The organism is Kribbella sancticallisti (genome assembly GCF_039530625.1).
GTDB lineage: Bacteria > Actinomycetota > Actinomycetes > Propionibacteriales > Kribbellaceae > Kribbella > Kribbella sancticallisti.
In genome coordinates this window covers 1-21,613 of the sequence record NZ_BAAAOS010000030.1, presented here as the reverse complement: position 1 = coordinate 21,613, position 21,613 = coordinate 1, and the positions used below count along the sequence as shown (strand labels likewise).

19 protein-coding genes and 3 pseudogenes are annotated in these 21,613 nt (G+C 64.9%); 14 read left to right on the top strand and 8 right to left on the bottom strand.

Features of this window, described 5'->3' with window-relative positions:
• Positions 1 to 84: 84 nt before the first annotated feature.
• From ABD255_RS21730 to ABD255_RS43835, 5 genes and pseudogenes are all read left to right on the top strand, one after another.
• The gene (locus tag ABD255_RS21730) at positions 85 to 1,125 is read left to right on the top strand and encodes an alpha/beta hydrolase (RefSeq protein ID WP_344216737.1); all 1,041 of its coding nucleotides are present in this window, start codon (positions 85 to 87) and stop codon (positions 1,123 to 1,125) included.
• The gene (locus tag ABD255_RS21725; protein WP_344216736.1) at positions 1,122 to 2,051 is read left to right on the top strand and encodes an arginase family protein; all 930 of its coding nucleotides are present in this window, start codon (positions 1,122 to 1,124) and stop codon (positions 2,049 to 2,051) included. The genes ABD255_RS21730 and ABD255_RS21725 overlap by 4 nt, the downstream gene beginning before the upstream one ends.
• Positions 2,052 to 2,570: 519 nt before the next feature.
• Positions 2,571 to 4,769: a hypothetical protein gene (locus ABD255_RS21720; RefSeq protein ID WP_344216734.1), complete on the top strand. Its 2,199-nt coding sequence runs from the start codon at positions 2,571 to 2,573 to the stop codon at positions 4,767 to 4,769.
• A gap of 56 nt (positions 4,770 to 4,825) precedes the next feature.
• Positions 4,826 to 5,114 (top strand): annotated as a pseudogene (locus ABD255_RS43840) (transposase); the annotation flags it as partial.
• A gap of 39 nt (positions 5,115 to 5,153) precedes the next feature.
• Positions 5,154 to 5,373 (top strand): annotated as a pseudogene (locus ABD255_RS43835) (IS3-like element ISTesp3 family transposase); the annotation flags it as partial.
• A gap of 18 nt (positions 5,374 to 5,391) precedes the next feature.
• Here the strand turns inward: ABD255_RS43835 and ABD255_RS21710 are convergent.
• Positions 5,392 to 6,147 (bottom strand): SDR family NAD(P)-dependent oxidoreductase, encoded by a 756-nt coding sequence (locus tag ABD255_RS21710; protein WP_344216732.1) that lies wholly within the window; start codon positions 6,145 to 6,147, stop codon positions 5,392 to 5,394.
• Positions 6,144 to 7,034 (bottom strand): 3-hydroxyacyl-CoA dehydrogenase family protein, encoded by an 891-nt coding sequence (locus ABD255_RS21705; RefSeq protein ID WP_344216730.1) that lies wholly within the window; start codon positions 7,032 to 7,034, stop codon positions 6,144 to 6,146. Before ABD255_RS21705 ends, ABD255_RS21710 begins: the two co-directional genes overlap by 4 nt.
• Positions 7,035 to 7,500: 466 nt before the next feature.
• Here ABD255_RS21705 and ABD255_RS21700 point away from each other — a divergent pair, with 466 nt between their 5' ends.
• On the top strand, positions 7,501 to 8,901 hold the full coding sequence (locus ABD255_RS21700) for a hypothetical protein (RefSeq protein ID WP_344216728.1): 1,401 nt from the start codon (positions 7,501 to 7,503) through the stop codon (positions 8,899 to 8,901).
• A gap of 93 nt (positions 8,902 to 8,994) precedes the next feature.
• Here the strand turns inward: ABD255_RS21700 and ABD255_RS21695 are convergent, their stop codons facing one another.
• Positions 8,995 to 9,468 (bottom strand): GNAT family N-acetyltransferase, encoded by a 474-nt coding sequence (locus tag ABD255_RS21695; RefSeq protein ID WP_344216726.1) that lies wholly within the window; start codon positions 9,466 to 9,468, stop codon positions 8,995 to 8,997.
• 521 nt (positions 9,469 to 9,989) lie between these two features.
• On the opposite strand from ABD255_RS21695, the gene ABD255_RS21690 reads away from it, so the two are divergent.
• Both ABD255_RS21690 and ABD255_RS21685 read left to right on the top strand, forming a co-directional pair.
• A complete protein-coding gene (locus tag ABD255_RS21690) occupies positions 9,990 to 10,778 on the top strand; it encodes a hypothetical protein (protein ID WP_344216724.1) in 789 nt (262 codons plus the stop codon).
• A gap of 388 nt (positions 10,779 to 11,166) precedes the next feature.
• Positions 11,167 to 11,394, top strand: coding sequence for a TetR/AcrR family transcriptional regulator (locus tag ABD255_RS21685; protein WP_344216722.1), 228 nt, complete (start codon positions 11,167 to 11,169; stop codon positions 11,392 to 11,394).
• Positions 11,395 to 11,730: 336 nt separating this feature from the next.
• On the opposite strand, the gene ABD255_RS21680 is transcribed toward ABD255_RS21685, so the two are convergent.
• Positions 11,731 to 12,990: an MFS transporter gene (locus ABD255_RS21680; RefSeq protein ID WP_344216721.1), complete on the bottom strand. Its 1,260-nt coding sequence runs from the start codon at positions 12,988 to 12,990 to the stop codon at positions 11,731 to 11,733.
• Positions 12,987 to 13,907 (bottom strand): aminotransferase class V-fold PLP-dependent enzyme, encoded by a 921-nt coding sequence (locus ABD255_RS21675; protein ID WP_344216719.1) that lies wholly within the window; start codon positions 13,905 to 13,907, stop codon positions 12,987 to 12,989. Before ABD255_RS21675 ends, ABD255_RS21680 begins: the two co-directional genes overlap by 4 nt.
• A 294-nt stretch (positions 13,908 to 14,201) precedes the next feature.
• Here ABD255_RS21675 and ABD255_RS21670 point away from each other — a divergent pair, with 294 nt between their 5' ends.
• From ABD255_RS21670 to ABD255_RS21660, 3 genes are all read left to right on the top strand, one after another.
• A complete protein-coding gene (locus ABD255_RS21670; protein WP_344216717.1) occupies positions 14,202 to 15,605 on the top strand; it encodes an aminotransferase-like domain-containing protein in 1,404 nt (467 codons plus the stop codon).
• A gap of 478 nt (positions 15,606 to 16,083) precedes the next feature.
• Positions 16,084 to 16,440 carry an alpha/beta fold hydrolase gene (locus tag ABD255_RS21665; RefSeq protein ID WP_344216715.1) on the top strand — a complete coding sequence of 119 codons (357 nt, stop codon included), beginning with the start codon at positions 16,084 to 16,086 and terminating at the stop codon, positions 16,438 to 16,440.
• 1,092 nt (positions 16,441 to 17,532) lie between these two features.
• Positions 17,533 to 18,072 carry a hypothetical protein gene (locus ABD255_RS21660; RefSeq protein WP_344216713.1) on the top strand — a complete coding sequence of 180 codons (540 nt, stop codon included), beginning with the start codon at positions 17,533 to 17,535 and terminating at the stop codon, positions 18,070 to 18,072.
• A 117-nt stretch (positions 18,073 to 18,189) separates the two neighbouring features.
• Here ABD255_RS21660 and ABD255_RS21655 read toward each other — a convergent pair whose 3' ends face one another.
• A complete protein-coding gene (locus ABD255_RS21655; protein ID WP_344216711.1) occupies positions 18,190 to 19,065 on the bottom strand; it encodes a tyrosine-type recombinase/integrase in 876 nt (291 codons plus the stop codon).
• Between the two features lie 193 nt (positions 19,066 to 19,258).
• On the opposite strand from ABD255_RS21655, the gene ABD255_RS21650 reads away from it, so the two are divergent.
• Positions 19,259 to 19,456 carry an IclR family transcriptional regulator domain-containing protein gene (locus ABD255_RS21650; RefSeq protein WP_344216755.1) on the top strand — a complete coding sequence of 66 codons (198 nt, stop codon included), beginning with the start codon at positions 19,259 to 19,261 and terminating at the stop codon, positions 19,454 to 19,456.
• A gap of 10 nt (positions 19,457 to 19,466) precedes the next feature.
• A pseudogene (locus ABD255_RS43830) lies at positions 19,467 to 19,634 on the top strand (IclR family transcriptional regulator domain-containing protein); the annotation flags it as partial.
• Between the two features lie 161 nt (positions 19,635 to 19,795).
• On the opposite strand, the gene ABD255_RS21645 reads toward ABD255_RS43830, so the two are convergent.
• Complete coding sequence (locus tag ABD255_RS21645) at positions 19,796 to 20,473, bottom strand: NADPH-dependent F420 reductase (protein ID WP_344216709.1); 678 nt, start codon at positions 20,471 to 20,473, stop codon at positions 19,796 to 19,798.
• A 66-nt stretch (positions 20,474 to 20,539) separates the two neighbouring features.
• Here ABD255_RS21645 and ABD255_RS21640 point away from each other — a divergent pair, with 66 nt between their 5' ends.
• A complete protein-coding gene (locus ABD255_RS21640; protein ID WP_344216707.1) occupies positions 20,540 to 20,992 on the top strand; it encodes a winged helix-turn-helix transcriptional regulator in 453 nt (150 codons plus the stop codon).
• A gap of 173 nt (positions 20,993 to 21,165) precedes the next feature.
• Here ABD255_RS21640 and ABD255_RS21635 read toward each other — a convergent pair.
• Positions 21,166 to 21,613: TetR family transcriptional regulator C-terminal domain-containing protein (locus tag ABD255_RS21635; RefSeq protein ID WP_344216705.1), on the bottom strand; the 448-nt coding region annotated here is incomplete at its 5' end.

Here is a 21,613-nt window from a genome sequence, read left to right as displayed (position 1 = left end):
GGCTCAGGCCCCGGCGGTGCGTCCCCGGGCATAGGGCAAGTATCCCTGTGGCGTCATGGACATTGCTTAGAGGAAGGATTTTCGTTGGCTGGGCACGATCGATTCAATGGGCAATTGAATGAGCATGTGATCACGAGTGCGGCATTGCGAGGCAATCCACTGGGAGATCCGCATGAGCGAGCACTATGGGTTTACACGCCGCCAGGATACTCAGAGGGCGACCGGCGGTATCCGGTTGCGTATGTGATCCAGGGGTACTGCGGAACGATTTCGATGTGGTCCAATCGAACACCCTTCCGTCCAACTTTTCCCGAGTTGCTTGACAACCTGTTCTCTCGTCCCGGCATGCCTCAAGCTCTGATAGTGTTCGTCGATGCATGGACGAGTTACGGAGGCAGTCAGTACCTCGATTCTGCCGCAATAGGGAACTATCACACCTATTTATGCGATGACATCGTCTCCTGGGTCGACGGTGCGTATCGAACGCTTACGCACCGCGACCATCGAGCTGTCACGGGCAAATCAAGCGGGGGGTACGGCTCGATGGTCACGGCCATGCTTCGCCCAGACCTCTTCAGTGGTTTCGCGACTCATGCGGGCGATGCGCTGTTCGACACGTCGTATGCGTCGATGCTGCCGCAACTGGCGCGACGACTTCGCGACGACTTCGGCGGATCCTATGAGGCGTTCCTGGACTACTTCCGGGCCGCTCGGACTCCGCTGCTCCATCCGCTCGACGAGTTGCTGATCGAGATCTACGGATACTCTGCGGCCTACTCGTCCGATGCCGACGGATCCGTGCATGTGCCGTTCGATCCATCCACGGGCAGGCTGATACCGGAGGTCTGGGAGCGATGGCTGGCTTGGGATCCGGTCAGGCTCGCGGCTCAGAACGGCGAGGCGCTCCGATCGATGCGAGCCATCTGGATCGACGCGGGCCGTCGGGATGAGTACTACCTGGATCTCGGAGCGTCCGCGTTTCATCAGGCAGTTGTCGGCGTCGGTGTAAATCCAGAGCAGGTGTATTTCGAGTTGTTCGACGGCGCGCACGGAGCTATTGAATACCGCTATTCGCAGGCGATCGAATGGCTGATCCGGCGCCTTGCTGTGGAGGTTCGACGATGATCTCGATTGTGGCGGCCCCAACAAATCTCGGCCTGCGGCCGCCGCAGGCCACCAGCGTCCCCGGCGGCGCCAAGGCGCCGGACGCGCTGCGTGAAGCCGGCTTGTACCGCCGTCTTGAAGCCGCTGGTGCCGAGGACGACGGCGTTGTGATCGCCGGTAGGTACGTTGATGACGTGCTGCCGGGCTCGGGGCGGGTCCGGAATCAGGATGCGCTGGTCGACTATACGGTGCGACTGGCCGGCAGAATTGGCGGCATCATTTCCCGTGGACGCGCACCACTGGTCCTCGGTGGGGACTGCAGCGTGCTGTTAGGTGCCGGAGTGGCCTTGGCGCGCGCCGGGCGATATGGACTCGTGCATGTCGACGGTCACACCGATTTTCGTCACCCTGGCAATTCTGACCAGTGGGCAAGTGTGGCTGGTGAGGACCTGGCCGCGGCCGTCGGACTACACCTGCCCGAGGTGTCGGATATTGAAGGTCTGCGGCCGTACTTCCTGCCACAGCACGTAGTCCATGTTGGATGCCGAGACGATGACGAGGGCACCACTGAGGCGACGCAGACACTGGCGGCAGTCATCCCGGCGAGTCAGGTTGTCAGCGATCCTGCTGGGTCGCTGAGCCTGATCCGGAAAGCATTGGCCGCGCAGGACCTCGAGGGCTACTGGCTGCATGTCGACGTCGATGTGCTTGACCCCGCCTTCATGCCGGCGGTCGACAGCCCTGATCCAGGAGGGCTGAACCCTCAGCAACTGATCACATTGCTCGGCGAGCTGGCCGCAGACGCTGTTGGAGCGGCGGTCTGCATCCTCGACCCTGACCTCGACCCAGACGGCAGCTGTGCGCAACTCGTTGCCGACGTCACCTATGAGGCATTGAGCGACCTCGGAGCGGCTAGAACTACAGCAGTAGATCGTGAGCTTGGCTGAATCGCCTTGCATGGCGATCTGGTGGTTGGGGGTGACATGGTGCCGCCATCGCTTGATCACGCAGAGTTTCTGAGAACGACTGAAGGTGCGCGGTGGCCGCTGCCGGGCCAGCTGGGACGATGCCGCCGTCCGCGGCGAGGTCGCCGTTTGCGTGGCACGGCACCTGACCGCCGGTGTGGACGATGGCCTGGTGATGTTCGAACAGCCTGGCGATGCCAAGAAGGGCCCGTAACAGTCGGGATGCAGCGCCAGTACTCCGGGACCTGCGGCCGTATCGAGAGCTGCCAACTGGCGGTAGTTCCCCCTTATCACACCGGCGGGACAGGTCAACTGCGCTCGTTCCGCCGGAGTAGTACAGGGTGACGCGGGTGCGAAAGGTCGCCAGCGACATTCTCGTATATCGAAATTATGACTGTGATTTCGAAGAGAATGGAATGGCTTGCCTGCGTCATGGGCCCGGGGGACAGTGAGAGCTGACGCCTAGCCGACCCCGGGGCGCAGAGAATTGCGGAGGATGCGATGAAACATCCGCTCAGAAGACAGATCGTCCCGATGATCACCACCTTGGCCTTGGTCATGGCGGGCGTCATCGCGGCTCCAGCAGCACCCGTCGCGAGCGCGAGACCGCTGATGGGCGGGACGGCCGCATCGCAGGTCGAAGCGTCTTCGTCCGCTGCGCGGAAGGGCTTACCCAAAACCCGTCAGAAGGGAATTATCCCTCCCGGCGGGATCAAGGCGTCCAAGACTGGCGGGAACACGATTGACGCCGAACTGCGCGAGTCACGTCCCCGCGCGGACGGATACCGGCACTACGATTCCGCGAAACTCATCGAGCGGCTGACGGCCATGAACGCGAACACCTACTTGTTCGGCATCTGGGAGTCGCCGACCGACTGGGACGACCTGCGGACGGAGTTCGCCCCACGGGCGCAGGCGGCCGGCATCGACATCTGGGTTGATCTGGTGCCGCCATCAGAGTGTCAGACGAACAGGGGAGCTGCTTACCTTGAGGGGTACTGCTCCAGGCCGTACAAGATGGACTACATCGCTTGGGCCCGGGCCATCGCGAACCTCTCCCTGGAGTTCCCGAACGTCAAGGCTTGGCAGATCGACGACTTCCTGGTCGCGCAGAACAGCGAGCTCTTCACCCCGACCTACCTCGGTCAGATCAAGGCTACGCAGGACGCCATCAACCCGAACCTCGGCTTCCTGACCACGATGTACCTCGGCGACTACACCGACGAACATCTGGACAAGTTGGCGCCCTACATCGATGGCACACTGCTTCCATACCTCGGCGGTTCCCAGAGCACCAGCGATCCAAGGTTCGTGGAGAGCCAGCTGAATTCGCTGCTGGCCAAGCTGTCTGCGCGAAACCTGGACCTGATCCTGCTTACCTACACCGATCGATTCCTCGATGCTTCCGTTCCACCCAGTCCCGAATACGTCGCAGAGGTGCTTCGCCGCGCGGCCCCGTACGCCGCAGCCGACCGGATCGGTGGCGTCGTCGCGTATGGTGCACCCGTCAACTACGACCGACGGCCGACCATCTCGTCGAACAATCTGGCCAACACCGGCTTCGGCAGGCTCAGCTTCGCCCAAGGCAACTGGACATCCGCCACCGCTGGCGAATATGCCGAGGCCTACCAGCAAGTCAGCGTAACCCCGGACGCTGTCGATCATAAGTTGTCCTTCACGACGTTCGACCAAGTCAGCCGGACCCCGAGCAAGGCCGGCAAGCTGATCAAAGAAGTTCTGGTGGACGACATACCGGTCTGGCGCTCGGACATCGTCGACGAGTTCGGATTCACCTGGGTGCCGACGCACCTCTCCCTCCACTCGGTGCTGAAGGGGAAGACCTCGGCCAAGCTGAGCCTTCGGCTCTACATCGCCGCGGCTACCGGTCACCTTCCGATCGATGTCGGCTTCGACAGCCTGAAACCGACCGGGTTCAGGGTCCTGAACCCTGGGTTCGAGGACAACAACCCCGCTACCAGGGACTGGCAGTTCCGCCAGGCCAGCCTGAATATCTACGGCTCGATCGAGCGCTGGACCGACCACCAAGCCAAAGACATCTTCGACGTCATCGCGGCCCACTTCGGTGGTCAGCCCGCGCCGGGCATTCCGACGACATCCGACCTGCCGATTCTGAACATCCCGGCAGCCGGTCGGGAGTACTGGCCGGGAGGCAGCGGCACCATCCAGAACAGCGCCATGTACGGCAAGGGACGTTTGAGTCTCTTCGTTCCCGAGCGAACCGCGACCAGCACCTCGAGCTGCGTGTGGGCGGAGCAAAGGGTTAGCGTCACCCCCGGGCTGCCGCGTTACGAGCTCTCGTGGTGGGACTCCGACCAGTACGTCGGGAGCCTCGGTGGATATCATTACAAGCAGGTCAGCCTTGTGACCAGTAAGGGTAAGAAGCTGATCAGCAACATGGATGTGGCCCATGACGTCAACATGTGGCAGAACGGCCAAGTGCTGTGGGGGCCCATCGACATCACGGAGTTCGTCCAAGGTGAATCCGAAGTGCTGCTGTTGTTCGCTCTGTGTGAACTGCAGGGCGTCGGCGACTACATGATCGATGTCGGCTTCGACGAAATCGAATCCGTTGGCCTGAACATCGTGAACGGCAACTTCGAGCAAGGCAGCACCGGGTGGACCATCGTCGACCCCCACCCCGCCATGCATGCGCAGGTACTCACGGCTCCTGGGCTCTGACCCCTGGTTTGCACGCTGATGCCAGCCATATGCTGAGCAGCGAGATGATCAGGGCCCTGGCCCGCAAGAACTGTTCCGAGGAGTTCCGTCGGCAGGCCGTCGACTTGTACGAGTCCACTCCGGGGGCGACGCTGCGTCGGATCGCAGCCGACCTGGGGATCGAGCGGGCAATCCTGGCTCGCTGGGTCGAGGTGTATGGCTCGGGCAAGAAGACGACCGCCGACGGCTCCACCGTCTCGAGCCTTTCGGGCCCGTCAGCGTGCGGCCAAGGCGAGTGCCGAGCCGGAGACACCCGAGGCGAGGGTCGCCCGACTCGAGGCCAAGAACGCGCAGTTACGGGCGGAGCAGGCCACCTGCGGCACCAGGTCACGGCCTGGCTGGAGCGTGAACCGGCTGTGCGAGCTCGTCGACATCGAGCGATCGTCGTCCTGCGCGTGGCGAAACGCCACCACCGCCCGCTCCGAGCGCACCGCAGCCGACGCCCAGTTCGCCCGACGGATCCGGGCCGTCCATGTCACCGGCAAGACCCAGGGTGCGCCAGCGGATCACCGTCGAACTCAACGACGTCGCCAACGTGGGTGAGAAAGTGAATCACAAGCCGGTCGGAGGACCGGACGCCCGGTCAGTGCATCTCCAGGCCTCCGGTCACGTTGATGTCGGCGCCGGTGACGGAACGGGCCTCGTCACCGGCGAGAAAGGCCACAGCCGCGGCGACGTCGTCCGCAGCGACGAAGCGGTGCAGGGGAATCTGCCGCTCGAGCTGCTCCCGAACGTCGTCCGGACCGCCGCCGGCCATCGCTGCCTGGGCGTCGATGACCCAGTCGAGGCGCGTGCCGGCCACGAAACCGGGCGAGACGACGTTGACCCGGACGCCGTACGGACCCGCTTCGAGTGCCAATGTTCGCGCCAGCCCGACCAGCGCCAGCTTCGCGGCCGCGTACGGCGTCCGGCCGGCCAGCGGGCGTTTGCCTGTCATCGACCCGACGAGGATCACGCTGCCACTTCCGCGAGCGATCATGCCGGGCAGGAAGACCCGCAAGGTCCGGAAAGTGCCCGTGACGTTGACGTTGAACGTCTCGTTCCAGCCTGACTCGTCAAGCTCCCACAGCGGACCGGCCGGTCCGCTGATCCCGCTGTTGCACACGACGACGTCCGGAACGCCGATCGCCTGCTCGGCCAGCTGCTGGAAGACCTCCACCGAGTGGTGGTCAGTCACGTCCACCGGCAACGCATGGACAGCGTCCCCCAGACGATCGGCAGTTTCCCGAAGGGCTTCGAGATCCCGGCCTCCTACGATGACCGACGCTCCGTCAGCGGCGAGCCGGGCCGCGATGGATCCGCCGATGCCCTTACCGCCGCCGGTGATGACCGCCTTCATGCGGTCGCTGCCAGGATGCGGCGGTACAGATCATCGCGCTCGGCGGCCAGTGTGGTCGAGCGCTCCGCGCTGTAGGTGTGGAAGCCCGCACCGCTCTTCAGTCCGGTCCGGCCCGCCTCCAGGAGCGCGGTCAATTCGGCAGGCGGTGCGAAGCGTTCCCCGTGCTGGTTGTGCAGGGTTGCCAGGATGCTCTGGTAGACGTCGAGGCCTGCCATGTCGGCGATGGCGAACGGGCCGTAGGCGGGCAGCCGAAGGCCGAAGGTGGTCCGGACGATCGTGTCGATCTCCGCCGGTGTGGCGACTCCCTCGGCAACACAGGCGAGCGCCTCGAGGAAAAGGGCGATCTGCAGCCGGTTGGCGACGAAGCCGGCCTGGGGCAGGACCTCGACAGGCTCCTTGGCGATCGTGCGCAGGAAAGCGAGCGCGACGTCCACAGTTTCCTGGTCGGTCGCCGGAGTTCTCGCGATCTCGACTCCAGGAATCAGTTCGGCGGGGTGGAAGAAGTGCGCCGCCAGGAAACGCTCAGGAAATTCGACCGCGGAGACCAATTCGTCGAGCAACAACGACGACGTATTGGTCATGATCACCGCATCCGGAGCGACCAGACCGTGGAGTTCCGAGAACAAGGCACGCTTGAGCTCCGGCGACTCCGGGACCGCCTCGATGACGAGGTCGGCCGGCCTGACCGCGTCGGCCAGGTCGGCGGCGGGACGCAGATCCGCGGGCTGGCCGGTGCTGTGCCGATCGAAGCGGAGCCGGACGGCGTCGACGCAGTCGGCTTGTCGGGAGGGCTGGTCGAAGAGGCGCACCTGGTGGCCCGCGCCGGCCGCGCTGACGGCGATGCCCTGACCCATCGTCCCCAGCCCCAGTACGGCGATCACGGACATAACAAATCCTTCGAAATGGGGGAAATATCTTCAGATAGGCCGAAAGTCTACGGGATTCAGGTCGTTGAGAACAGACGGGAATCTGAGCCCATGCGTCGAGGATCAGACTGACATCGCCTGTGCTGCCGATCCGCGCCTGGTTGCCTACGGTCCGCCGCGGAGGTGGCCCAGACGTCCCGTGTCGCTCGGGCCAGTTCGCCCCGGTCGGCGACAACCCTTGTTGTGACGTCGGGGGTTGCTTAGTATTCTGAATACTAGCTCTAAATCTGGTATATGGAAGATTGGAGTTCGGTGTCCGCAGCGAATTCTCGAAAGCCAGAACACTCGCGCCGGCCCTGCACTGCGATGCTGGTGGTGCGAGTGGCTGCCGCATGAACCTCCGCGGCCACATGCGGGGTGACCGCGCGATCCATGATGATGAGCAGCCGTCTGCATCGTCGCGGCCCATGAACAGGAGTGCACAGCGATGAAATCCACCACGAAGTACCCGGTCCCGGCAGGTGGCATCAAAGCGACGTTGGCCGGCGGTAACACTGTTGGAGCCGCGGTCCGGGAACGTGAGCCGCGTGCGGACGGGTACCGGCACCTCGACACCCCGGCTTTGCTGCGGCGGCTGCTGGAGATGTCGGCAAATACGTACCTGTTCGGCATCTGGGACTCACCCACTGACTTCGACGACCTCCGGGAGGAGTTTCTGCCTGCTGCCGAGGCCTGCGGGATTGCGGTGATTCCCTACATCGTCCCGCCGTCGGAGACGGCCGAGCCCGGCCGGGCATCCCGGCCGTTCCGGCTCGATTTCGTCGGCTGGGCACGCGCTTTCGCCGAACTGTCGCTCCAGCACCCGAACCTGGCCGGCTGGGCGATCGACGACTTCGAGTTCCCGGTCAACGCCGAACTGTTCACGGCGGACTACATGGCCGAGATCAAGGCCGCTGCTGACTCCGTCCACCCCGGCCTTCCCTTCTACACCTGCGCGTACTTCGGCACGGCGATCAGCGACCGGTTCCTCGACAAGTACGGGTCATACATCGACGGAATCATCTATCCGTTCCTGGACGCGGAGAACGAGAACACCACAGTGGCGGAATCGCTCGCCTCCAGTCTGGATCGCGTCCTCGACAAAACCGAGCCCCGCGGGCTTGACCTGATCCCGCTGATCTACACCGGGCGCTTCCTTGACGCACCTCTTCCGCCCACCGAGGAGTATGTCACCAAGACACTCACTGTCGCCGATGCGTACCACCAGCAGGGACGGACACTCGGCGTGATCGCCTACGGGACCCAGTTGGACGATGCAGCGTCACCGGCCACCGACAACCGAGCGATGTACGGCGCGGGCCGACTGGCGCTCGTTGCTCCTCGAGTCGAAGTTCCGGACGGGGCCATAGCCAGTGCTTCTCAACGCGTCAGGGTCGATCCGAGGGCTCGACGGTATGAGGTGTCGTTCTGGTACCACCGGGCCTTCCTGTCCGGCGGAGTGGAACAGGACACATACGCTCTGGAGGTCCTGATCGACGAGACCGTCGTCTGGAGCAAGGACGTCGAGGAACAACGCTGGAACCTGTGGGTCCAGGGTGGCGCCCTCGAAGGCCCGGTGGACGTCACCGACCCCGTGCGAGGACGAGACCACATCACTTTGACGTTCCGCCTCCGTGCGCTGCGCGCGGCCACGGCGTCCTTCGTCGATGTCGGCGTGGACAACATCGAGACGATGGGTCTGTGGGTTCGCGATCCTGGATTCGAGGAACCCGACAGTTGGTCGCTGTCGAGCGACCACGGGCCACTGCTCTCCGCGATGGACCTGTATACCGTCGATCGGCCGGCCAGAATTCGTGCGGCCGTCGGTCGATGCTTCGGGGCGAAATAGTCGGCGAACAGCCGAGGCGGCCGCCGCTTCGGCTGTTCACCTGGGCTGGTGCTCCCTGCTCGCGGGCATGACACGCAGGCCTGCGTGAGGTACTTAGCCCAGCTTGAGGTACATGTCGTAGTTCGGCACGTTTTCACCGCGGATGTTGTTGTCGGCGTTGGCTCGCTCGACCTCGAATCCGAAGCGCCTGAACGCCGGGAGCGCCGTTCGACTCGCGTGGGTGTGAATCTCGGACAGACCCAACTCACGAGCTTTGCCGACCACGGCACCGACGAGCGCTCGAGCGACGCCCCGGCCGCCGGCCTCAGGGGGCACGAAGAGCATGTCGAGCAGACCATTATCCGTCACATCGCTGAACCCGACGACTCGCCGATTGATCGTCGCTACAAAGGTGTGAGCGGCCAACCGGCGCTCGTTCCATTCCGCGAGGTCGACCGACTCCGGTGCCCACGCGGCGACCTGCTCCGGCGAGTAGTCCTTCGATGCCGTATCCCGGACTGCCCGAAAGTAGGCGTCCCAGGTCGGCTCGGCGTCCTGCGGTTCGTACGTACGCACGATTGCGGTCACGGACGGGCACGATACCTGTGATAGACCACGGACCACCCTCACCACCCTCCGCAACCGCTTCGTCCGCATCGTCCGTGTGCCGCCCAGCACCTCGTCCGAGACGGTCCATGCTGGCCGTCGATAACGCCGGGCGAGTAGACCCGTCGGAGATCTGACCTGCGGACAACTCGGTCGGCGGGGCCGCCGTTGGCCGATGGTCGGATCTTGCCCTTTACAACAACCGCTGGGGGGAGGGGGAGGCTGCCCGCACCTGGTGGATTCGAAGGTGTTCGAAGTGTTCGTCTCATTGTGAGAACCGTGTAGTTGGTCGCCCCCACCCGGCGCAGAATGCCCTCACCAAGCTCGATCCGACGAAACACCGATGCAAGGGGGCTGTGGCCTTGGGGGGACGGCAGAGAGAACTTTCATAGTCTCCTCGTGCACCTCTCATCATCCGATGCGGCCGGTAGGCCCGCGTGAACACGGACGTTCGGCGCGGTTGGACTGGAGCACGAAATACTTCATGAAAGGGGCAAGGCAGGATGGTGCGACGCATCACAGCGACGATCGTGACAGCGGTCGTTGCGTTGCTCACCTCAAGTGTTCTCACCACGGGTCCCGCAGCCGCTGCGGGCCCGCTGATCGCTTCGATCGACTGCGAAGCGTCGATCAACCGGATCAGCACGAAGGCGACCGGCGGGAGGTTCAAGCCGGGCTACGCTTTCTCCGTCGACTTCCTCGTAAAACAAGGGAGCTACGTCACGTCCACCGCACAGGGCACGATCCCCGCTCGAGGTAGCCGAACCACGGTCGCGGCCGTGAGCGGCGCGGACGGAACCATCTCCGTGAACGGATACAGCCGGGCGTGGTCGGCCTCGGACTATGAGTTCTACACCGAGACGGTGCGCGTCGAAGTCCGCGATTCCTCCGGAATCGTTGCCAGCGTTGAGGCGTCTTGCGCGCGGGACCTGCGTACGACAACCCTTCTCAGCTGCAACCCCGAAACAGGCGAGATCACCGCCACCGCAAGCGGAACCGGGTTCAGCCGGAACGCCAGCCTCAACCTCGCGTACCGGTACAACCGGACCTGGAAATACGTCGGTGACCCGGGTTACTGGAGTGGCCCGCACAGCAGCACACCGGCCGTCACGCACACGGTCCGCCCAGTGGACGGGGCCTGGTCCGACACTGGCTATGTGCACTCCGTACCCGCGAACCTCGAATACCTGAGCGAGACAGTCACACTCACCGTGTACGACGCGAACACGAGCCTGGTCGTCGGCAGTGGACAGGCAACCTGCGTCTATGTAGACAACCGCCCGGAGCAGTAATCCAGCAGTCGACGTTGGGCGTTGGTGCCGTGACCAGCCAGGTCGGCGTCAACGCCCCACCGTCGAGGGCCCTGCATCACGTGCAGCCAATGCCTGGCATCCTGTCGACCTGGGTTTGGGGTTCCACGCTCACCGTCGTGTGGGACGCCGTACGGACCGTATTGAGCGCCGGTCGCGGTCCGTGGGGACTGACTGCTTGGAATGATAGGGAACGTTTCCCAGGGTTGCTATCCTGAGAACGTGGCGATGCCAGACATGAGGTTGCGGAGAAGGTCGGACGAGACTCGGGAGCATGTGCTCCGGGTCGCGCGCGACTTGTTCTACTGGCAGGGCATCCGCGCGGTCGGCCGCGGCCGAGGCCGAAATTGCGCCTACCACTCTGTACCGATTGTTCGCCTCCAAGGATGAGTTGATCGCAGCGTACGTCGACCGGGCTTACGAGGGTTATCGCGAGCGGTTCGGCACGTCGCTCGATCGTGGCGGCGATGATCCGCTGCAGCGCATGTTGGCCCTCTTCGACGAGCAGAATTTGATGCTCCAGCCGGACGTCTGTCGAGGCTGCCCGTTCCTAATGGTGTTGACCGAATTCCCTGACGAGCCACCAGCAGGTGGTTGAAGTCAAGCAGCTGGTTCACGGTCAGTTCCTCGCACTTGCGAAGGACCTGAAGGCGGCTGACCCAGAACAGTTGGCCGCACACCTGACACTGATCTTCGAGGGAGGTATGCCTCGGTGCAGGCCCTCGGAATCGATGGTCCAGCTAACCACGCTCGCGCCCTCGTCGAGACCATCCTTCTCGCCGGCGCGTCAGACCGGCACGTTGAACGTCGTCGTCAGTGAAAGCCGACGCCGTCCCTCTGTGGACTCGTGCGAAGATCGACAGGCGGGTCCCGAGGCACGGTACCCAATGGTTTGAGTGATGCTGCTGGCTCCGGCGGCGTAGAGCGACACCAGTCAGGAACTAGGCGGGTCTGGGAGCCTTTGCAGACGAACCACGGGTGAGAACAGCAGTGGTACTACCACACTGCCCGATGCGCCGGCGATGATCAGCAGAGCGGTTCCGGTGCCGACGGCGCCGGCGAGCACGCCGGCGGCAAGGCCCCCGAGAGCGCCCCCGCCGAAGAGAAGCGTACGGAACGCTGCGGTCATACGCGCCATCAGGTGCTGTGGAGTCAAGGTCTGCCGGAGGCTCACGATGATGACCCCGGCCACGCCCAGGCCTAGGTAGGTGACGAAGAACGACGCGATGCAGATGGGCACAGTGGCGAAGCCGGGGGCCAAGAGCAGCAGGCCGGGAACGAGCAGCAGCATTGTCTGGCCCGTCAGGTAGGCGCGGCCGAGTGGAAAGCGCTGGATCACTCGGCGGGCCGGTGCGGCCCCGATCAGGCCTCCGACCGACGCGCTGCTGAAGACGATACCGAGCATGCCCGCCGACAGCCGCAGGTCGTGGGTGCCGAAGAGCAGGAACAGCGTCCAAACGGTGATCATCGAGAAGTTGCAGCAGAATCCAATGAGGGCCAGCCACCTGAGCAGCGGATTGCCGAACACCCAGCCCAGGCCCTCGCGCAAGTCCGGTCCGACCTTCCGGCGTACGCCGTCCGGCCGCGGCTCCGGCGTACGGATGGTCAGCAGGGACAGTACGGATGCGAGGTAACTGATGGCGTCGACAACCAAGGCGATCGGAGCGGTGGCCGCGCTGATCAGGAGACCGGCGAGACCTGGACCGGCTACATCGGCCGCCGACGAGCTCATGCTGAGCTTGGCGCCGGCCTCGACGTACTGCGAGGGTCTCTTGACCAGCGTGGGTACATAGGCCATCCAACTGACGTCGAACAGGACCGAGGCGATTCCAATCGCGCACGCCAATGCGAGCAGGAGGGGGAGAGTCAGCAGGTCGAGAAAGTACAGCGCTGGGACGAGGCCGATCAGTACCAGCCGGGCCAAGTTCGCCGAGAGCATCACGTGCCGACGCCGCGATCGATCGACCCAGACGCCGAACAGGAGCGCGAGACCCAGATACGGGACGAGTTGCAGGAACCGCAGGACGCCGACCTGCTCGTCGGTCGCCTGGAACGCCGAGATCGCGGTCAACGGCAATGCGAGAGCGGTCACCTGACTGCCCAGCAAGGACACCGTCTCTCCGAACCAGAAGCGCAGGAAGTCGCCGTTGCGCCAGAGTGAGGTCGCCTCCGTCTGCGCCGGTGTTGCGGTCATGCGGCCAGTTCCTCGATCGTTGCCAGGATCTGAGCCACCTCGTCCTCGGTGTTGTAGTAGTGCGGGGAGAGTCGCAAGCACCAGTCGACGTCCTTGTCGCCGAAGTCGTACTGCGCGAACTCGCGGAAGCTCAGCGCCGAGTTGATGTGCCGCCGGTCGAGCTCAGCCTTGAACGGCTCGGCCTGCCAGCCGTCGATCGCGAATGTCACGAGGGCACCGAGCACTCGTCCCCGCTCGAGGACCCGGACGCCGGGCACCCGGTCGAGGCCGGTGCGCAGACCGGCGGCGAGGTCGATCGCTCGCCGGCCACCCGCCTCGACGCCGACCTCGGAGGCGTACCGGATGGCGGCGGCGCACCCGAGGACAGTGGAGTAGGAGAACTCCCAGTCCTCGAACCGGGCCGCAGTCGGGAGCGGCTGGTACTGCGTGGCGCCGGTCCAACGAGCGCCGTACATGTCGATGAAGAGCGGCTCGTAGTCGCCGGCAAGGATGCGATCGGAGACGTAGAGGAAGCCGGAACCGCGTGGTCCGCGCAGGAACTTGCGTGGGGTCGCGGTGAGGAAGTCACAGCCGATGTGTTCGACGGACAGCGGTAGCTGACCGGCCGACTGGCAGGCGTCGACGATGTAGAGGATGTCGTACTCGCGGCAGATTCGACCGATCTCGGCGACGGGCTGGACCAGTCCTGAGCTGGTCGGGATGTGAGTGACCGCGACGAGCCGCGGCCGACGCCGCCGTATGAGCTCGGCCAGCGCTTCGACGTCCACGCCACCCTCGGGAAGATCGGGCGCGTGCACGACCTCGACACCGAACCTCCGGTGCAGTGAGAGGAAAGCGAGCTGGTTGGAGATGAAGTCGTTGCGCGTCGTCAGTACGACGTCCCCGGCGGCAAAAGCGAATCGCCGATAACGCCACAAATAAAGCATCCGTAGCGCTACTGGCAAACGCGATGTTGCGGGCCGCGCAACCGAGCAACTTTGCGGTTGTCTCGTAGAAGTCGGCGACCGCGTCCTCGCGCCTGGCGGCAGCCTCGTAGCCGCCGATCTCGGCCTCCAGAGCGACGTGATCCTGGACGGCTCGCAAGGTTGAGGCGGTCAGTAGCCCGCAACCGGCGCTATTGAAGTGCACCACCGTGGAAACGCCCGGGGTGTCTGCGCGGAGCTGCAGTAGCGATTTCGCCGACAATGCAGTATTGCTACCATGGCGATCCCATGACCAACAGTAGCACCTTGGGTGAGCGCCTCCGGGGCCGGATCAGCGCGCTCGCACCGGGGGACAAGCTGCCGACCAGCCGGCAACTGATGGCTGAATACGGCGTCGGGCCAGGGACGGTGGCGCGTGTGATCGCCGCGCTGGCGGCGGAAGGCGTAGTGGTGACCCGGCCGGGTAGCGGCACTTTCGTGGCCCCTGGCAAGGGGGCCGAATCGCTCCGGTTCGACCTGGGCTGGCAGACGGTAGCCCTCGCGGACCGTGCCATTGATACCGCCAACCTCGGTGACATCCTCGGACCGGCCCCCGAGGGGACCATTATGCTCAACGGCGGCTATCTCCATCCGTCCCTACAACCCAGGCGGATGCTGAGCGCCGTGCTGGCCCGGGCCGCTCGTCGTCCCGATGCCTGGGACCGCGCCCCGATCAGTGGGCTGGAGTCCTTGCGGTCAATCTTTGCGACGGCGGCTGGGGCCACGCTGGGCGTCGTCACCGCCGACGACGTGCTAATCACCGCGGGCGGGCAGAGTGCTTTGTCGATGGCGATGCGGGCGATCGCGCCACCGGGTGGCCCGGTGTTGGTCGAGTCGCCGACCTACCCAGGCGCGCTGGCCGCAGCTCGCGCAGCCGGATTGAGACCGGTGCCCGTGCCGCTCGACAACGACGGCCTACGTCCGGACCTGCTTGCAGAGGCCTTCGAACTGACTGGCGCACGGCTACTCTACTGCCAGCCGGCCTTCCACAATCCGTCGGGTCTGATTTACTCAGCCGATCGCCGACGCGCGGTGCTCGACGTCGCCAGGGCAGCCGGAGCGTTTGTCGTGGAGGATGACTTCGCCCGCTACCTCGGCCATGGAACGGCCGTGCCAAGGACATTACTGGCCGACGATCAGCACGGAACAGTCGTCCAGATCACTTCTCTGACCAAGGCCACCGCTCCGAGTATGCGCCTTGGCGCGTTGATCGCCCGCGGCCCCGTGATGGAACGATTCCGCGCGATCAGACACGTCGACGACTTCTTCATCGGCCGCCCTCTCCAGGAAGCCGCCGTCGAGCTGCTCAGCTCGCCAGGATGGGAGCGGCATGTCCGCGGCCTCGCCTCGGCGCTCCGCCAGCGTTGCCACGCCGTCGCCGTAGCGATCGAGGAGCAACTACCAGACTGGACGATCCACCAGATGCCGTCCGGGGGCCTACATCTCTGGATCGAACTGCCGCACGGCCAGGATGACGTGACGGTCGGCAGCGCTGCTCGGCGGGGAGGCGTCGCAGTTAGTGCCGGGCGAATGTACTTCGCCGCCGAGTCACCAGCGGCGTACCTGCGGCTCAGCTTCGCCGCAGGCGGCGACACCGCCGAGCTGGTGCGGGCGGTCACTCGTCTGTCGCGAGTGTGTCGTCAGGTGGTCTGACGTCCTCGTCAGCATTGCGACAGTCAGCAAAAGAGAACGTCAAGATCGTTGTCCGCCGGTGCGTGAAGCGGGTGACTTCAGGTGGTACGGCGGCGACCAGCTGCTGGGCCTTGGCCGGTGATGTGACCATGCGGCGCTGCAAAGCCTCGAAGGACAGCCGACCGTCGACCAGCATCAGCAGCTCGCTGTCCAGGACGACAGATCCCACCATCGGAACCACTCGGTCGGCCAGTCGTGAACTGACGACCCAACTCAGCAGCTCCCGACGCACAGGGCCCTGACGCGGGCGCCTGTCGGCGCCAGGTACGGGGCCGTGGCGACGTCAGGGAACCTGTCGGTGCGGTGATGCCGTTGCGAGACGACAACCGGACTTCGCCGGCGCGGCACACCGCAGCTGCGCGGCTAGGTACGGCGAGGGCGCGGATCGAGCAAGTTCACGGCAGGCCGTTGTTGGGCTTGCTCCGCTACATGTGCAGCCATGGCGAACTTCGTACTGGTTGCAGGCGCGCGGCTGGGGGCGTGGGCGTGGGACGAGGTGGTGCCGTATCTGCGTGCAGCTGGCCAGGACGCTCACCCGTTGACGCTGTCCGGTCTTGCCGACAAGCGTGGTGTGCCGGCTGGGCAGCAGAGCCACGTCCAGGACATCGTTGACGGGGTCGAAGGCCAGGATCTGCGCGACGTTGTCCTGGTGGGTCACAGCTACTCGGGCATCCCGTCGGTCAGGCTGCGGAGCGGATCGGTGACCGGCTGGGCCACGTGGTCTTCGTCGATTCCAGTGTTCCGGCCGATGGCGAGGCGTTCGTCTCCGCCTGGCCGGACGGCGGGGCGATGGTGAAGGCGTCGATCGCCGAGAACGGAGGATTCTGGCCGCTCGTGCCCGCAGCTCACTATGACGGCCACGGCCTCACCGATGAGCAGATCGCACGGATCGTGGATGGCTCGACGCCGCACCCGGGCGCCACCCTGACCGAGCCCGCCGTGCTGGCACGGTCACTCGGCGAACTCCCGGCGACGTACATCCAATGCCTGCTCGATGGCGCCGAGCTCAGCGACGACGTGGCCAAGCTGCTGACCAGTAGGCACTGGCGGCTGGTCAAGGTGAACACTGGCCGATGTTCTCCCAGCGGCGCGAACTGGCGCAGATCTTCCTCGAAGCAGCCGGGAAGCGACCGCAGCCCCAAGCCTGACCGCCTGGGCCAACTCCAACCCGGTGAGGCCTGTCGGCGACCTGGCCATGCACGCAGCGTCGACAGGGTGCGCAGCTCCAGTGCATGGACCAGTCCGCCATCAGATTCGTTCACCGGCACACCTGGACTCGTGCGCGACAGTTGTCGGGCACAAGCACTTCTGGCTACCCAACGCGCTGACGAGTTCGAATTATCGGTGAATCACCAACCGAACACCAACACCCCGACAGAAGTCGACCTTGGGTCACTCGCGCCGGCCGCCGGCGGGCCGCGTGGCCGCGTCCTTCACCAGGAGGCCCTCGATCCACATGGCGGTGGGGAGAGCGTCGTACCACTCCTGTGCGTCGGCCAGGTCGTCGGTGACGGGGAGACCTGGAGCGGCGGTGTATCAACCGAATCAGTCTGGGTGGTTAGAGCGCGTGTCGGAACGGTTGGCCGGCGTGTGCGGGGAGCACCGTTGCAGGCATGGCTGGGAGTAGCAGGATGCCCGATCCGAAGGTGCGTGCTGATGGCTGCGTTCGGGCGACGGGTCAGCAACCGGGATTCATTGTGCTCGACGCAGGAGGCGTTGAGTTTGGGCAGGGCACGGAGTGGCTGTTGCAGTTGGTGGCCCCCGGCACACCGTGCGGGCGTACGGATTGTCGCTGCTGCGGTTTCTGCGGTTCTGCTGGGCGACAGAGTGCCGATGGGATCAGGTGTCGGAGAGGGTGGTCCGTGACTTCGTGTTGTGGACGCGCCAAGTGGACAAGTTCACCGGTGCGAAGAATCTGCCCGGGCCTCGATTGCCGGTGAACCGGGTGACGGGCAAGAAGGTTCTGACGGCCCGTTATGCGCCTGCGACGATCAATCACACGCTGTCGGCGGTGCACGAGTTCTACGAGTTCCATCGTGAGCGGGGCGAGGGGCCGCTGGTGAATCCCCGGTTCCGGTTGCTGGCCGGTCGCATGGGCATCACAACCCGATGGACGACTTTTACGCCGACCAGGCGGCGGGCGTTGCGGCAGAAGGATTCTCAGCCGCTACCGCGGGCGATCCCGGACGCCAGCTTCAACGAGCTGTTCCGCAAGCTGAAGTCGCATCGCGACCGGGCGCTGGCCGCGTTCTATGTCAGCAGCGGCGCCCGGGCCTCGGAGTTGCTCGGGCTGACCGGCGACATGGTCAACTACGGCGACCAGTTGATCGGAGTGGTGCGCAAGGGCGGTGCCCGGCAATGGTTGCCGACGTCGCCGGATGCTTTCGTGGTTGCGGCTCTATCAGCTCGACCACGGAACACCCGGTGACGGACAGCCGGTCTGGTTGACGTTGCGCGAGCCGCACCGTCCGCTGACCGACGACGCGTTGCGGGCGGTGATCGCTAGGGTGAACCGGCTATTGGGGGCCAACTGGACGTTGCATGATTATGCCGACCTCTTCGTTATGCCGACCTCGACGAGGAAGCCCTTGCTGGGCAGGCTGAGGCCCGCGTAGGGGTCGGCATAATCAGAGGGCCTGGAGGAAGGCAAGGAGCGCGTCGGGGGGTCGGAGCGGCCGGGCTTGGTGGCCAGGGGTTTGGTGTGGTCGATGGCCTCCTGTTTGTGGGTCATGTCGGCGTGCATGTAGATGTTCGTGGTTGCGATCTGTTCGTGTCCGAGCCAGAGCGCGATGACGGTGATGTCGTTGCCGGCGATCAGGAGCCGCATTGCGGCGGTGTGCCGCAGGGTGTGCATGGTGACGTGTCTGGCGCTGATCGACGGGCAGCTTGCTCCGGCGTGAGCCAGGTGGCGGGCGACGCGGTGTTCGATGGCGTCGCGGCTGAGTCGCCGTCCGGTGCTGGTGGGGAACAGCGGATCGTCCGGAGCGCCGGGCCATCTCAGCCATGCCTTGAGGATCGCTGTGGTTGAGGGGAATAGTGGCGTTCGTCGTTCCTTGCGGCCCTTGCCGACGGTGTGCACGTTGGCTCCGGCGGTGAGGGTGACGTCTTGGCGCGTCAACGCTGCGAGCTCGGAGATCCGCAGTCCGGTCTGGATGGTCAGGGCGAACATGGCGTGGTCACGACGGCCGGTCCAGGTGGTCTGGTCACAGGCCGCGAGCAGCGCGTCGACCTCGGTTTCGGTGAGGTAGGTGACCAGGTTGTGCTCGGTCCGCTTGGCCGGGATCGCGAGCACTCGTTGGATGGAGCCGCCGTGCTCGGGATGCTGCAGGGCGAGGTAGCCGAACAGCGAGTGGATCGCGGCCAGCCGGTTGTTGCGGGTGGCCACGCTGTTGTGCCGGTCGCGTTCGAGGTGGTCCAGCACGCCGCGACCAGCGGCGCGTCCAGCTCGGCGATGTCGAGGGTGCCGGGTGCCTTGCCGGTGCGCTGGGACGTGAACCCCAGCAGCAGCCGGAATGTCACCTTGTAGGCCCCGATCGTGTTCGCGCTGGCGCCACGTTGGCCGATCAGCCGGTCGGTGAAGTACGCCTGCAGCGCCGGCGCGAGCGCGCTCATCCCTGGACTCCGAACCGCAGGACCCGATTCATTCGACGGCCCTGGGTAAGGCGATCGCAGCCTTCCTGACCGAGGCCGAGGTCGTCGCCGCCCTGGAAGACTCCGGAATGCCAGCCCTGACGCCGCAGACCATCACCACGGTGCCCGGATACCTCAAGGAGTTGGCGAAGGTCCGCCGGCTCGGTTACGCGGTCGACTGACGCCGAGAACAAGGTGGACGGGCGCTGTGTCGCTGTTCCCATTCGAGGCACGCTGCTGCCGGCGGCCTTGAGCGTGTCAGCGCCTGCCTCCCGCCTCCCAATCCAAGACATCGAGCGGGTCGCCAGCCGTTTGCGTGAGGCGGCAACCGAGATCGCGAGATACCGCGACAAGATCTAGCCGACGCAGGCGGCGATGGAAGACTTGCCTACACGGAGCCCACAGCCGTGACCACAACCGGCCTCAGGCAACGACTGCCAACTCAATCAGCGGATCCTACTGAACCGTTCCGTACTTGAAAGACTGCGGGTCTGGTCGATCTCTGTTGCGCCCTGACTTCGTCACATAGAGACGCTTGGTGAGCCTGGTGGCGGCGTTGCCGAGGATGGAAAGCGCGGGATGGCGGAGTTGGGGTCAGAGCCGGCGAAGGCCAGCCCGATGACGAAACCCGCTACCTCCTCGAGTTGACGGACGCGATCCAGCGGTCCCAGTACGGCCGGCACCCCGCCAACGTCGCCCACCAGCTCGCTGGCAATTCCCAGCGCCGCCGGGTCGTCGCCGCACATCGCCACCGTCACGGATGGCTCGCCGCTGCCAAGAGATTTCGTCCACTGCTCGGCGGGAAAGAGGTGGAAGGCTTTGACGACATGTGCACCTGGGGCCAATGCGGCAATCCGCTCCGCCATCGAGTGGCCGGATCCGGTGAGCAATACACCGACGCCATGCTCGACGGCATTCGTGGGGTCGATCAGCGGTGTTCCATCCAGCAAGCCGTCGGACGCGCCCGCGCTTCGCAGCATGTCCTCCACGCCGTTCCACGACACCGCGAGCAGCACGGCGTCGCGTCCAGTGACCGCCTCACGCGGCGCGACGGCCTTCACCCCACGGCCCAGTCGAGCAGCAAGCTCCTGCGCCTTGGCCTGCGACCGTCCGCCGACTACCAGCTCATGCCCCGCACGAACCCAGCCCGCACCGAGCGCCTTCGCCAGCGTTCCGGTTCCCAGGATCCCGATTCGCATAGTTGCTTCCCTCTCCAGCCGTAGTCGTCTGGCAGCTACGGTAAAGAAGACGTTACGCACCGATCGGTGCGTAACAAGCGCGCGATGATGGGTGGCGAGATGAGCAATTACGAGAGCCACAGCTACGAACTGGTTGCAGACTGCCGCCTGCGTGCAGCCACCGATCTCTTTGCCCACACGTGGGATCCGGTCGCCCTGGCGGCGCTTCGAACGGGGCCGCGTCGACGCCGCGAGCTTCGCTCCGCGATCGGCGGCATCAGCGACAAGGTTCTGACCGAGACGTTGCACCGCTTGCTCGCCAACGGCTTGGTCAACCGTCGCGCCTACGCCGAGGCACCACCTCGGGTCGAATACAGCCTGACTGACCTGGGCGAGAGTCTGGTCGACGGCCCGATGAGGGCGCTTGGACGCTGGACACTCGAGCACGGTGACGAGCTTTTCGAAGCCCAAGAGGCTTGGCATGGACGCTATCGACTCGCGGATGAACTAAACGGCGACCTGCACCCGAACCGCGCCTAACACCAGCCAACAATCATCCGCTCTACCGCCCTTGCCGAGCTCTCCTTCGACGAGGCCTGATCCGCAAGCCGTTACCAGCACTTGTCAGGAACTGACTGAACATCCCGCGTATGTCGACGATGAGCCGTATCACCCGTGCTTCTTGTCCAGGCCTATATCGGGACGGCATCCAGCTAGGCCGTGGTTAGGTGATCCCAGGCGCGCATGGTCTGGTGTATGACGGCGTTGAGCTGTTCAAGTGAGGCGCCGTCGCGGGCCTGGATGGAGAGACCTTGCAGGATGGTGATGACGAACCTGGCTAGTGCTGCTGGCTCTACGTGGTGTGGCAGCTCCCCGTCGACGCTTGCCTCGTGCAGACGTTGCAGCAGGTCGCCGAGGTCGCGGCAACGTAGGTCCTTGAGCAGGTCTTTGACGGGTTCGCTGTCCGGCGTATAGGTAGTGCCGGCGAGGACGATGAGGCAGCCGCGGGGGTTGTCTGGGTCGGTGTAGAGGCGGGCGTTGTCGCGCAGCATCGACTCTACGGCGGCCCGCGCGGTTGGCTGGTCGCGCAACGCCCTCGTAGTGGGGGATCGCTGGGGATCGTTGTAGTAGGCCACGGCTTCACGGAATAGGTTCTCCTTG

Excerpts from the sequence above, each read along its gene's own strand:
- ABD255_RS21725 (WP_344216736.1), top strand. The coding sequence starts at position 1,122 with ATGATCTCGATTGTGGCGGCCCCAACAAATCTCGGCCTGCGGCCGCCG.
- ABD255_RS21720 (WP_344216734.1), top strand. The coding sequence starts at position 2,571 with ATGAAACATCCGCTCAGAAGACAGATCGTCCCGATGATCACCACCTTG.
- ABD255_RS21710 (WP_344216732.1), bottom strand. The coding sequence starts at position 6,147 with ATGAAGGCGGTCATCACCGGCGGCGGTAAGGGCATCGGCGGATCCATC.
- ABD255_RS21705 (WP_344216730.1), bottom strand. The coding sequence starts at position 7,034 with ATGTCCGTGATCGCCGTACTGGGGCTGGGGACGATGGGTCAGGGCATC.
- ABD255_RS21700 (WP_344216728.1), top strand. The coding sequence starts at position 7,501 with ATGAAATCCACCACGAAGTACCCGGTCCCGGCAGGTGGCATCAAAGCG.
- ABD255_RS21690 (WP_344216724.1), top strand. The coding sequence starts at position 9,990 with ATGGTGCGACGCATCACAGCGACGATCGTGACAGCGGTCGTTGCGTTG.
- ABD255_RS21680 (WP_344216721.1), bottom strand. The coding sequence starts at position 12,990 with ATGACCGCAACACCGGCGCAGACGGAGGCGACCTCACTCTGGCGCAAC.
- ABD255_RS21670 (WP_344216717.1), top strand. The coding sequence starts at position 14,202 with ATGACCAACAGTAGCACCTTGGGTGAGCGCCTCCGGGGCCGGATCAGC.
- ABD255_RS21665 (WP_344216715.1), top strand. The coding sequence starts at position 16,084 with ATGGCGAACTTCGTACTGGTTGCAGGCGCGCGGCTGGGGGCGTGGGCG.
- ABD255_RS21645 (WP_344216709.1), bottom strand. The coding sequence starts at position 20,473 with ATGCGAATCGGGATCCTGGGAACCGGAACGCTGGCGAAGGCGCTCGGT.